This is a genomic window from Gilliamella sp. BG1 (genome assembly GCF_046635625.1).
Lineage (GTDB): Bacteria > Pseudomonadota > Gammaproteobacteria > Enterobacterales > Orbaceae > Gilliamella > Gilliamella bombi.
Window position 1 is genome coordinate 150,568 of sequence record NZ_JBIDFG010000003.1, and the last position, 11,723, is coordinate 162,290.

Genomic DNA, 11,723 nt, shown 5'->3' on the forward strand with positions numbered 1-11,723 from the left:
TACCTCGTATAATATTAAGATTCAAGTAAAGTTACATGACCGATAAAAGGTAAGTGACGGTAGTGCTGGGCATAGTCAATACCATAACCCACAACAAATTCATCAGGAATTGAAAATCCGATATATTTAACTGGAACGTTTACTTCACGGCGAGAGGGTTTGTCTAATAGCGTACAAATTTCAATACTGCGTGGATGGCGCAATTCTAAAATAGCCATGACTTTGCTAAGAGTATTACCTGTATCTATAATATCTTCGATAATTAATACATCTTTATCACGGATATCCTCATCTAAGTCCTTTAAGATTTTAACGTCACGGTTACTAATAACAGCATTACCATAGCTTGATGCTGTCATAAAATCAACCTCGTGCCCGACAGTAATTGCTCGACTCAAATCGGCCATAAAAATAAAAGAGCCACGTAAAAGTCCAACTAAAATAAGTTCATTTTGGCTATGTTGATAATCTTGACTTATTTGTTGGCCTAGCTCAATTACACGTTTTTGGATATCATCAGTAGATATCATCATTTCTAATGTGTGTTTTTTCATTAATAATGCTCAAATTAAATTTTTAAAAAATTAAATGAGATTCTAGCAATTTTCCTTGGTAAAAAGAATAAGCGAACCCATTTTTTATTAAACTAACATGGGAATAGATTTTTGTTTTTTATACTCAAACACCTAGTTACCTGAAACTTTTTGACAACAATTTTTAGTCACTTTTTTTTGTAAACGCCGTTTTTTAAAAAAATCACTCAAAATAGTACTACATTCGTTAGTTAACACTCCACCTGTTACTTCTGCATAATGGTTGATGCCTTGCTGAGCAAGAATATCGATAAAAGAACCTGCTGCACCAGTTTTGTAATCTTTTGCACCATATACTACGCGTTTAATACGACTATGTATAATGGCTCCAGCACACATAATGCAAGGCTCAAGAGTGGTATACAGAGTTGTATTAATCAATCGATAGTTATTCAAATATTTACCTGCTTGTTCAATAGCCATCATTTCAGCATGCGCAGTGGGATTATGCTTACTAATGGGTTGATTAAAACCTTCACCAATAATTTGATTATTTTCATCAACAATCACCGCGCCGACTGGGATTTCTCCAAGCAACTCGGCACGTTTAGCAAGCACTAGTGCATGTTGTATCCAAATTTCATCTGACATTTTCAAATTACAAATTATTGAGATTTAGAACATCACGCATGTCGTATAAACCAACTGGCTGTTTGGCAAGCCAGAGCGAGGCTCGAACAGCACCATTAGCAAATGTCATGCGGCTAGATGCTTTATGACTAATTTCAACGCGCTCGCCAATATCGGCAAAGATAGCGGTATGTTCTCCTACTATGTCACCTGCTCGGATAGTTGCAAAGCCAATAGCGCCTTGTGGTCTTTCCCCTGTATGACCTTCACGACAGTAAACTGCACGATCTTTTAAGTTGCAATCAAGTGCATCTGCAATGGCTTCACCCATGGCTAATGCGGTACCAGAAGGAGCATCAACCTTGTGACGGTGATGGGCTTCAATAATTTCGATATCAGTATAACCGCCCATAATTTTGGTAGCTTTTTCCAATAATTTTAGCACTAAGTTAACACCGACACTGAAGTTTGCAGCAAAGACAATGGCAATGCTTTTAGCTGCATCAGCAATAGCTTGTTTACCTGCATCATCAAAACCAGTTGTGCCAATGATTATCATTTTTTTATTTTCAACACAAAAAGCTAAGTGGGCGAGTGTACCTTCAGGTCGCGTAAAATCGATCAATACGTCAAATTGATCTTTAGCTTGCTCTAGATTATCGGTGACTTTAATGCCACAAATACCGATCCCTGCAAGCTCACCAGCATCACTACCAATTAGTGAGGAACCTGCTCGTTCAAATGCTGCTCCTAAAGTAACGCCTTCAATTTGCGAAACAGCTTGGATAAGTTGCCGTCCCATTTTGCCACCAGCGCCTGCGATCGCGATACGAACCATATTTGTTGACATATAACTTTCCTTAACTTTTTGTGAATATAGATAAATAAATATTATAGCGGAAAATAAATAACTTATACACATCGACTAAACTTAAATGCTAGAATTTTTGAACCGTTTTCTATAAAAAATAATCAGGAGTTTATTATGCGATCTCCGTGGTATTTTGGTTGGAATATTGTTATTGCGGCCTCCTTTCTAACTTTACTTTCTAGTGGATTAAGAATGAGTATGGGAGTTTTTTTTCTTCCCATTGCAAATGATCTTAATTTTAGTCGTAGCATTCTTTCTGGAATTATTGCTATAGGTATGCTTTTCTCTGGAATTGCTATGCCAATAGCGGGATATTTAGTCGGTAAATATGGCACTCGTTTTGTCCTAATATTGGGTTCCATCATTATTTTTATTTCTACTGTTTGGTCAGCTAACTCAACTGATTATTGGAACTTTTTTCTATCTTTTGGTGTTGCGTTATCTTTTGGTACTTCCTTTGTTGGTTCTGTCAGTTTTACGCCCATTGTGGCACGTTGGTTTATCAAGCGTAGAGGGTTGGCTTTATTTATTTTATCAACAGGAAGTATGGCAGGTATTGCTGTAATGTTACCTGTTTTTGCTTTCTTTATTCCTATTTATGGATGGAAAACAACGCTAATTTCGTTTGCTGTGATTTTTATGATTATCGCTTTGCCTATTGCTTTGTTTATTATGAAAGATAATCAATCGGAGATCGAAGTCTCTGGTATAGAGCCTGTTATCAATCAAAAAATAGAGCCTAGTATCAAACTTATAGATGTGTTAAAAACACGTCCATTTTGGCAACTGAGTTTTGGGCTTTTTACCTGTGGCTTCAGTATGAATTTATTAGGAACACATGGAGTCCCAATGCTTATCGATCATGGATTTGATCCTATCACTAGCTCTAATGGTATTGGTTTGATTGGTTTAGTCGCTATTTTTAGTACCTTAGTTTTGGGTTATTTATCTGATATAGTGCAACGAAAAAACATTTTAATGATGGTCTATTTAATACGAGGTTTAGGTTTTATTGCTCTTGTTTTAGCATCAACTAAATGGCAGCTTTTTACTATTGCAGCAGTGGGTGGTTTGGTTTGGGCTGGTGCGTTGTCGATGTCTGGAGCCATTACCGCAGATATTTATGGTGTAAAAATTGTGGGACTACTTTCAGGATTAACCTATTTGGGACATCAAATTGGTGCGATGATTGGTTCATGGTTAGGTGGATGGGCTTATGATCATTTACACACTCATTTAGTTGCGTTTGGTACAGCGAGTATTTTATTGTTACTGGCGGCATTTAGTGCTTATCATCTTCCTAAACGATAATAGTTCAAAACAAATGGACGCCAAGTAGCGTCCATTCTTACTTATAAAACTTTTAATAATTCAACATCAAAAATTAATGTGCTGTATGGTGGAATTGATGCGCCAGCACCTTGAGCACCATAAGCTAATTCTTGAGGAATATATAAACGCCATTTTGAACCTTCTGGCATAAGTTGTAATGCTTCAACCCAGCCTTTAATCACACCATTGACTGGAAATTCAGCAGGTTGTCCACGTTCAACAGAACTATCAAATACTGTACCATCAATTAGTTGCCCTGTATAATGAACTTGCACGCGATCGGTTGCTTTCGGTAAATCGCCATCGCCTTGTTTGATGATTTCATACTGTAAACCAGATTCAGTTGATTTAATGCCATCTTTTTTGATATTTTTTGCTAGAAAATCTTTACCTGCTTGAGCAATTTTTTCTGCTTGTTTGGCCTTCTCTTTGGTTGCTTGTTCATGCACATGGCGTAATGCTTCATGTAATTCTTGTAAAGGTAGAGCAGGTTGATTACCCGATAATACATCTTCCATTGCTAGTTTTAATGCGTTGAGTTCTAAATTATTTAAGCCAGATTCTTTTAGTTGTTGTCCTATTTGCAAACCGATAGCATAACTTGCTTTTTGATCTATAGTTTCTAGTTTCATTTTGTACCTTTGATGTTTAAAAATAGTGTCTATCATGACAGTATTAAGTTGGTTGATACAAGAATAAAAGTCAAGTGATAATTTATGTTAGGACCTACTGATATCAGAATCATTATCTAACTGTAGAAGAATTTATTAATTTGGCTAGCACTTATGAAAAATATCAGCGATAATATATATCATTATTTTTTTATGGATAAAGTTAGATGCTGTTTCGTAAGTTTACCTCTTTTACAATTGTAGCGAGTGTTTTATTAACTGGTTGTTCGGTTGTTGATCGTTGGGTATATCGACCTGATATTAACCAAGGTAATTATGTAACACCAGATGCTATAGACCTATTACAAGTTGGTCAAAATAAAGAACAGGTTGTATTTATTATGGGGTCACCAATGTTAACTTCTGTCTTTGGTGATCGTGTTTGGTATTATGTTTTCCGTCAACAACCGCAGCATGGCGCTGTTAGTCAAAGAACCTATGTTGTCTATTTTGATGAAATGGGTATTGTAAAGGATATCAAAACTTCAGAGCTAGCAGGTTCTAAATCATTAGAAGAAATGAATAAACAAGGTATATCAGATCCAATTGATACAAAATCTGATGATGATACTCCTGAATCTTAATTAAAATATAAAATAAAAGCCTCATTTAAAAAATGAGGTTTTTATTTTGGTTTAGCTACGGCTATTGATCTTTTGTATTAATTATAAGCTTATTTATACATTTTTAGCTACATCATACAACTGCCAATGTGACCATACTAATATAAATTCTCGACAACTTATTGTTACGATTGCTATACCTAAATAATGTTTTATCTTATTTGTTGACGAGGATCATTATACTCATCTTAAATATTTAGAATTTGCTACTGTAGATTTATAATCAGGTTATTTTAATCATGAGTTGTAAACAACTCGGTATTTTCCTGCAACTTATCAGTTAAAATTAATTATTCAATTGTGGGACAAGGCAGATTCTGTTATACTGCATTCCCGTCTGATTCTTATTTGTTATATTGGTTTTTATGCTTTAAAAATCGATACAACATTGTTCTTATAAATTAATAATGGTCTGGTATTAATGGTCACGAATTATATTTTTGTTACAGGCGGTGTCGTTTCTTCCCTTGGTAAAGGCATTGCCGCAGCATCACTTGCTGCAATCTTAGAAGCCCGCAATTTAAATGTCACCATGCTCAAACTTGATCCCTATATTAATGTCGATCCGGGCACAATGAGTCCTATTCAACATGGTGAAGTGTTTGTGACTGAAGATGGTGCAGAAACCGATCTTGATTTAGGTCATTATGAACGTTTTATTCGCACTAAAATGACGCGAAAAAATAACTTCACTACAGGGCGCATTTATTCTGATGTGTTACGAAAAGAACGACGTGGTGATTATTTAGGGGCTACAGTTCAAGTTATTCCTCATATCACTAATGCAATTAAATCACGTGTAATTGATGGAGCAAAGGGGTTTGATGTCGCAATTGTTGAAATTGGTGGTACTGTTGGTGATATTGAATCACTTCCGTTTTTAGAAGCGATTCGTCAATTAGCGGTTGATGTTGGTCGTGAACACACATTATTTATGCACTTAACCTTAGTACCTTATTTGGCCTCTGCAGGTGAAGTCAAAACCAAACCTACGCAACATTCAGTAAAAGAGTTGCTATCAATTGGTATTCAACCCGATGTGTTAATTTGCCGTTCCGATCGCATTATTCCTGCTCATGAACGAGCTAAAATTGCACTATTTTGTAACGTGCCTGAACGTGCAGTGATTTCACTTAAAGATGTCGATTCTATTTATAAAATTCCGGCATTATTAAAATCACAAAACTTAGATACTTTTGTTTGTAAACGTTTCAATCTTGATTGTAAAGAGGCCGATCTTTCTCAATGGGAACAAGTCATTTATGAAGAAGCGAACCCAGTTGGTGAAGTGACTATTGGTATGGTGGGTAAATATATTGCTTTACCTGATGCCTATAAATCAGTGAATGAAGCATTAAAACACGGTGGATTAAAAAATCGTTTAACGGTGAATATCCGTTATATTGATTCAGAAGATCTTGAGTCACGTGGTACTGATTTACTAGAAGGTTTAGATGCTATCTTAATTCCTGGTGGATTTGGTTATCGTGGTGTTGAAGGCAAAATTATGGCCGCTCGCTATGCACGTGAAAACAAGATCCCGTACTTAGGTATTTGCCTTGGTTTACAAGTGGCTATGATCGAATATGCGCGTAATGTTGCGGGTATTAAAGATGCTAACTCAACCGAATTTGTTAAAGATTGTGCAAACCCAATCATTGCTTTAATCACAGAATGGAGCGATGAATCGGGCAATGTAGTACAGCGTAACGAAAACAGTGATTTAGGCGGCACAATGCGTTTAGGTTCACAAATTTGCCATTTAGAGCCAAATTCATTAGTATACGATATGTATAAAAACGAATCTATTACCGAGCGTCATCGACATCGTTATGAAGTAAATAATAATTTATTACCTGAAGTGGTTAAAGCTGGGTTAAAGGTCACCGGTCTTTCAACGGATAGAAAGTTGGTTGAGATTATCGAAATCCCAGATCATCCATGGTTTGTTGCGTGTCAGTTCCATCCAGAATTTACATCAACACCACGAGATGGACATCCACTATTTAGTAGTTTTATAAAAGCTGCCAAAGCTTATCAAGAGCAGCAATAAAAATAGTTTTAAATTAACATTTGTAATATATCTGTCATATAGAGGAAAATAACATGGCAAAAATCGTTAAAGTACATGGTCGTGAAGTGATCGACTCTCGTGGTAATCCAACAGTTGAAGCCGAAGTTCATTTAGAAGGTGGTTTTGTTGGTCTTGCAATCGTGCCATCTGGTGCGTCAACTGGCTCACGTGAAGCGTTAGAACTTCGTGATGGTGACAAATCTCGCTTTTTAGGTAAAGGCGTATTAAAAGCGGTTGAAAACGTTAACGGCCCAATTGCTAAAGCTGTAGTGGGTAAAGATGCGTTAGATCAAGCCGCTGTCGACCAAGCTATGCTTGACTTAGATGGAACTGATTTTAAATCTAATTTAGGTGCTAACTCAATTCTTGCTGTATCTTTAGCAACGGCTAAAGCAGCTGCAGCAGCTAAAGGTGTTCCTCTTTATCAGCACATAGCTGATCTTAACGGCACTCCAGGTCAATATTCAATGCCATTACCAATGATGAACATCATCAACGGTGGTGAGCACGCTGATAACAACATTGATTTACAAGAATTTATGATCCAACCAGTTGGTGCTAAAACAGTTCGTGAAGCAATCCGCATGGGTTCTGAAGTATTCCACAACTTAGCAAAAGTATTACACGCTAAAGGTATGAATACTGCAGTTGGTGATGAAGGTGGTTTTGCTCCTAATTTAGGTTCAAATGCTGAAGCATTAGCATGTATTAAAGAAGCGGTAGAAAAAGCAGGTTATGTTTTAGGTAAAGACATCACGTTAGCGATGGACTGTGCGGCTTCTGAATTCTATAACAAAGAAACTGGTAAGTATGTATTGAAAGGTGAAGGTAACAAAGAATTCACTGCTCAAGAATTTACTCATTACTTAGAAGGTTTAACTAATGAATATCCAATCGTATCAATCGAAGACGGTTTAGATGAAAGCGATTGGGAAGGTTGGGCTTACCAAACTAAAGCATTAGGTCACAAAATTCAATTAGTGGGTGATGATCTATTTGTAACTAATACTAAAATCTTTAAACAAGGTATTGAAAAAGGTATCGCTAACTCTATCTTAGTTAAAGTAAACCAAATCGGTACATTAACTGAGTCTATCGCTGCGGTTAAAATGGCAAAAGATGCGGGTTATACTGCAGTTATTTCTCATCGTAGTGGTGAAACTGAAGATTCAACAATTGCTGATTTAGCAGTAGGTTTAGCGGCTGGTCAAATTAAAACTGGTTCAATGAGCCGTTCGGACCGTGTTGCTAAATACAACCAATTAATCCGTATTGAAGAAGCTTTAGGTTCAAAAGCACCATTCAACGGTTTAAAAGAAGTTAAAGGCCAATAATTCTTTTTGATAAAAGACGTTATTGCTTAAAAAACGGTGACTAGTTCACCGTTTTTTATTTTCAAATAATTTAAACCTACTTAATGTAGGAATAGTTGCACCGATTAAGGTTGTGTTGTACTCTTAACATTTGATTTTTTTAAGGCTTATTAATAATCAAATATGTATTGATTAATTTAGTGTTCCTATAATAGATAAAATAACTAACTCAATTTAAAGTTCTACTTATGAATAATATTACGAATATGTCTCAGCCAAAAAGTAAATGGCAACTTTTTAACTGGCTTTATACTGGTAAATTACCATTAAACGAATTATGGCTTAATCCGACTTATCGTTATAAGTTTTTTTTTAGAACCTTGTTTTTAAGTCCAATCACCTTAAAATGGCTTGATAAACTAAGGCAGTACCCATTACTCGGCGATTATTTTTCGTGCCAAACAAATTTGCCATGCAAATTACAGCGTCCTTATTTAGCTTCTTGCTTGAGTCAAAAAGCCCGTTATGACGCTTTGGCGTATCACTATGATTTTTTAGCTAAACAACCTGACAGCGTAAGCAAGGCTTTTTATAATCCGCAATTGCCTTTTGTATTGGCGGATGTAACAGTTAAAAATGAACAAAACATTCAAATAGCAGTGCAAGCCCGTAATAAATTTGCAAGAGAAGGCGAAATCAGCCTTTATTTTTATGATAGTGATGGCATCGACTTAGCCACTTTAACATTTTCAATCGTAGAATATCAAGGTAAGCCAACGCTATTTATTGCAGGATTACAAGGCACAGGACATAATGATGCGCGTACTCGTGTACAAAAAGCGACTAAAGCCTGCTATGGGTTATTCCCTAAACGTGTTGTAGTTGAAGCTGTATTAACTGTTGCTCGTTATTATCAGTTAACTCAAATTGTTGCTGTGGGCAATAAAACACATATATATAACAATTGGCGCTATAATAGCCGCCAAGAGCGCATTTTATCTGATTATGACGATTTTTGGTTAACTCTTGATAGCAAACAAGATGCCAATGGTTTATTTATATTACCAAACCAAATTAATCGAAAATCCATTGAAGAAATCGCCAGTAAAAAACGTGCAGAATATCGAAATCGTTATGCTTTATTGGATCAGCTTCAACTTAATATTGAGCAAAAATTAGCATCATTGACTTAATGATTAGCAGTAACATGTTTAAAACATAGGTTTGATCCAATTATTTAAAAATAAAAATCAGGAATAGTTAAGGAATAAAATATGTATTTTGGTATTCTTATTGCGTTAGTGCCATTGTTTATTGGTTATTTAATTAAGATTAAAAATGATAATTTGATGACCAAGATTAACCAAACATTGAGTTGGATGGTTTACCTTATTTTATTCATTATGGGATCTGAACTTGCACATTTAGATAACTTAACTACAAATTTACAAATGATTTTATGTTATACCGGTGTTCTTTTTATTTGTACATTTGGGGGTAATTTTGTTGTTTTAATTATTTTTGATTATTTTCTTTCTACCAAGGCATATAAAACAGATCAAACTTACGAATCACGTTTTAAAATGATTTTTGAGTCATTGCGTGTTTGTATTGCATTAATTGTTGGGTTTATTTGCGGATTATTTCCATTATTTATTTGGCAATATTCAGAAAGTACCACGCAAGTTGTATTGGTTTTTTTATTGTTTTTAGTCGGTATTCAATTGCGCAGTAATAATATTTCAATTAAGCACATTCTGCTCAATAAAATAGGCATAATTACAACGCTAGTAGTTACGATAAGTGCATTTTTGGGGGGCATTGTTGCGTCATTTGTTTTAGATTTGCCCGCACGAGTTGGTCTTGCTATGTCATCGGGTTTTGGTTGGTATTCGTTATCGGGTATTTTAATGACAGAAGCCCATGGTCCAGTTATTGGTAGTGCTACGTTTTTAAATGATATTCTGCGTGAATTATGCGCAATTATCTTAATCCCAACACTAATTAAACGCTACCAATTAACCACATTAGGTCTGTGTGGTGCAACATCAATGGATTTTACACTCCCCATGCTGCAAAAAGGTGGTGGGATAGCCATAGTGCCTGCGGCTATTGCGCAAGGTTTTTTATTGACACTTATAATGCCGATATTTATTACGTTATTTAACTATGGAGGGTTTGGGTTTTAGCTTAAAAAAAGCAAAGCCTACTTAAACGGAGTAAAAAGGTAATGGGAAAGTATAGTTTATTAAGAGGTAAAGTAAGGCGTTTAAAAATATTGAAAGTAGATCAAGAAAAGGATCACAATAAAAAACTGAAGACTGTGGTTTTATTGAGTCAATTTTGGGGCTATTTATTATCGAGATGATTGGTGGATTTATTCTAATAACCGCTGCTATATGTAAGTTTGTTTGTGAATTCATGCTTAGTTTGTTTACTTTTGGGTTACTACAAACCAAGCTATTAAAAGGCACACCATTTGTTTGTTATATCGGTAATGTCAAAGTCAAAGGTAGGCTAGAAAATGTCACTTTTAAAAATGGTGATTACGTCGAAATGGTCGTCAAACAAATTGATAAGAACAAATATCAAGCTTATGCCGTCCGATTTCCTAAATATCATGCTTTATTTTTCCCTAAAGGAGTTGGTCTTTCGACGTTGCATTTGCTGAAATATTGTATGATTGGTGTTGGATCGATAATATTATGTACCGATGGTTTTATTTTCATTAGCGTATTATTCAATCATGAGTGGGATTCTTTAGAAGTGATAGAAATTACCAAAACAAGCTGTATTGGCTTTGTTGCTTTTGTGTTCTTTTTTTTCTTCGTTTTTGGTGGGAGGTTAACTTTTATTTGTAACCACATTTATGCCACTTTAGGTTATCCAAAACCATGGTTACACAACAACAGTTAGTACGAAGAATTCTTGTTTTTTAAAATGAATCGTCGTCGGGATCCTGAGCTATTTGATGATCCTCAAACGCCAGAATTTCAAAAAATTAGAAATAAAGATATACAGCCTTCAGCTAATTATTACTGTCGAACACCTATTATACCAAGTTGGGTAAATATTATGGATGAATGATAATTTATAAATTTGATGAACTAAATCTGACTGCAGGTTTAGTGAAATTTTAATTCATATTATGGTGTGCGCACGCGTTTGAAGAAGTCTTAATTACCAAACGGTATAGAATCCTGAATATTTTTTACAAAAATATAATCTAAATTAGGTAAATGCTCATATTGAGTACTCAATTCACAAAAAATTATGCTGTTTGTTTCATGTTTTATATACAATGGTAGTCATGCTATTTAGACTCAAGAGATCGAGATCATTTAGTATTATATATGGTTTGATGGCTAACTATAAAATATCTAGTCAAATCAGTGATGATTATTTTCTATGATATATGCGCAATATTGCTTGTTGTTGATAAGGTGTTAATTTTGTTTTTATGTCTATTGATTACAGTATTTTCTCAAATTACTATAAACAACGTGAGTAATTCCTACAGTTATGAGTTTTTATACGCTTAACAAAACTTTACAAAAAAGTAGATGAAAAATAAAGTTTTTATTCTAAAATAGAGTAGTATAGTTATATACTATTTTATGTTAAAATTACTAAAAACAACATTAACTGTTTATTTTATAACAATAAATTTAAGAAA

12 protein-coding genes are annotated in these 11,723 nt (G+C 34.9%); 8 read left to right on the forward strand and 4 right to left on the reverse strand.

Annotated elements, in window-relative coordinates:
* Positions 1-14: 14 nt before the first annotated feature.
* The 3 genes from hpt to dapB all read right to left on the reverse strand — a co-directional run bounded on the left by hpt (position 15) and on the right by dapB (position 2,013).
* Positions 15-554 carry a hypoxanthine phosphoribosyltransferase gene (hpt, locus tag ACGH80_RS02320; protein ID WP_085164198.1) on the reverse strand — a complete coding sequence of 180 codons (540 nt, stop codon included), beginning with the start codon at positions 552-554 and terminating at the stop codon, positions 15-17.
* Between the two features lie 132 nt (positions 555-686).
* Entirely contained in the window at positions 687-1,184 is a 498-nt protein-coding gene (tadA, locus tag ACGH80_RS02325) for a tRNA adenosine(34) deaminase TadA (protein ID WP_411630474.1), read from the reverse strand.
* A 7-nt stretch (positions 1,185-1,191) separates the two neighbouring features.
* Complete coding sequence (dapB, locus tag ACGH80_RS02330; RefSeq protein ID WP_411630475.1) at positions 1,192-2,013, reverse strand: 4-hydroxy-tetrahydrodipicolinate reductase; 822 nt, start codon at positions 2,011-2,013, stop codon at positions 1,192-1,194.
* 135 nt (positions 2,014-2,148) lie between these two features.
* Here dapB and ACGH80_RS02335 point away from each other — a divergent pair, with 135 nt between their 5' ends.
* Complete coding sequence (locus tag ACGH80_RS02335; protein ID WP_411630476.1) at positions 2,149-3,345, forward strand: MFS transporter; 1,197 nt, start codon at positions 2,149-2,151, stop codon at positions 3,343-3,345.
* A gap of 41 nt (positions 3,346-3,386) precedes the next feature.
* On the opposite strand, the gene ACGH80_RS02340 is transcribed toward ACGH80_RS02335, so the two are convergent.
* On the reverse strand, positions 3,387-3,998 hold the full coding sequence (locus tag ACGH80_RS02340; protein WP_411630477.1) for an FKBP-type peptidyl-prolyl cis-trans isomerase: 612 nt from the start codon (positions 3,996-3,998) through the stop codon (positions 3,387-3,389).
* 206 nt (positions 3,999-4,204) lie between these two features.
* On the opposite strand from ACGH80_RS02340, the gene bamE reads away from it, so the two are divergent.
* From bamE to ACGH80_RS02375, 7 genes are all read left to right on the forward strand, one after another.
* Complete coding sequence (gene bamE / locus ACGH80_RS02345; protein ID WP_065574933.1) at positions 4,205-4,621, forward strand: outer membrane protein assembly factor BamE; 417 nt, start codon at positions 4,205-4,207, stop codon at positions 4,619-4,621.
* A 460-nt stretch (positions 4,622-5,081) separates the two neighbouring features.
* Positions 5,082-6,713 carry a glutamine hydrolyzing CTP synthase gene (gene pyrG, locus ACGH80_RS02350; protein WP_065589161.1) on the forward strand — a complete coding sequence of 544 codons (1,632 nt, stop codon included), beginning with the start codon at positions 5,082-5,084 and terminating at the stop codon, positions 6,711-6,713.
* A 53-nt stretch (positions 6,714-6,766) separates the two neighbouring features.
* Positions 6,767-8,068 carry a phosphopyruvate hydratase gene (eno, locus tag ACGH80_RS02355; RefSeq protein WP_065589160.1) on the forward strand — a complete coding sequence of 434 codons (1,302 nt, stop codon included), beginning with the start codon at positions 6,767-6,769 and terminating at the stop codon, positions 8,066-8,068.
* Positions 8,069-8,295: 227 nt separating this feature from the next.
* Complete coding sequence (locus ACGH80_RS02360; RefSeq protein WP_411630478.1) at positions 8,296-9,240, forward strand: VirK/YbjX family protein; 945 nt, start codon at positions 8,296-8,298, stop codon at positions 9,238-9,240.
* Positions 9,241-9,321: 81 nt separating this feature from the next.
* The gene (locus ACGH80_RS02365) at positions 9,322-10,236 is read left to right on the forward strand and encodes a lysine exporter LysO family protein (RefSeq protein ID WP_065589158.1); all 915 of its coding nucleotides are present in this window, start codon (positions 9,322-9,324) and stop codon (positions 10,234-10,236) included.
* A 154-nt stretch (positions 10,237-10,390) separates the two neighbouring features.
* Positions 10,391-10,963, forward strand: coding sequence for a hypothetical protein (locus ACGH80_RS02370; RefSeq protein ID WP_411630479.1), 573 nt, complete (start codon positions 10,391-10,393; stop codon positions 10,961-10,963).
* A 24-nt stretch (positions 10,964-10,987) separates the two neighbouring features.
* The gene (locus ACGH80_RS02375; RefSeq protein ID WP_411630480.1) at positions 10,988-11,134 is read left to right on the forward strand and encodes a hypothetical protein; all 147 of its coding nucleotides are present in this window, start codon (positions 10,988-10,990) and stop codon (positions 11,132-11,134) included.
* The last annotated feature ends 589 nt before the right edge of the window (positions 11,135-11,723 follow it).

Excerpts from the sequence above, each read along its gene's own strand:
- ACGH80_RS02340 (WP_411630477.1), bottom strand. The coding sequence starts at position 3,998 with ATGAAACTAGAAACTATAGATCAAAAAGCAAGTTATGCTATCGGTTTG.
- ACGH80_RS02360 (WP_411630478.1), top strand. The coding sequence starts at position 8,296 with ATGAATAATATTACGAATATGTCTCAGCCAAAAAGTAAATGGCAACTT.
- pyrG (WP_065589161.1), top strand. The coding sequence starts at position 5,082 with ATGGTCACGAATTATATTTTTGTTACAGGCGGTGTCGTTTCTTCCCTT.
- ACGH80_RS02365 (WP_065589158.1), top strand. The coding sequence starts at position 9,322 with ATGTATTTTGGTATTCTTATTGCGTTAGTGCCATTGTTTATTGGTTAT.
- dapB (WP_411630475.1), bottom strand. The coding sequence starts at position 2,013 with ATGTCAACAAATATGGTTCGTATCGCGATCGCAGGCGCTGGTGGCAAA.
- tadA (WP_411630474.1), bottom strand. The coding sequence starts at position 1,184 with ATGTCAGATGAAATTTGGATACAACATGCACTAGTGCTTGCTAAACGT.
- bamE (WP_065574933.1), top strand. The coding sequence starts at position 4,205 with ATGCTGTTTCGTAAGTTTACCTCTTTTACAATTGTAGCGAGTGTTTTA.
- ACGH80_RS02375 (WP_411630480.1), top strand. The coding sequence starts at position 10,988 with ATGAATCGTCGTCGGGATCCTGAGCTATTTGATGATCCTCAAACGCCA.
- ACGH80_RS02335 (WP_411630476.1), top strand. The coding sequence starts at position 2,149 with ATGCGATCTCCGTGGTATTTTGGTTGGAATATTGTTATTGCGGCCTCC.
- eno (WP_065589160.1), top strand. The coding sequence starts at position 6,767 with ATGGCAAAAATCGTTAAAGTACATGGTCGTGAAGTGATCGACTCTCGT.
- hpt (WP_085164198.1), bottom strand. The coding sequence starts at position 554 with ATGAAAAAACACACATTAGAAATGATGATATCTACTGATGATATCCAA.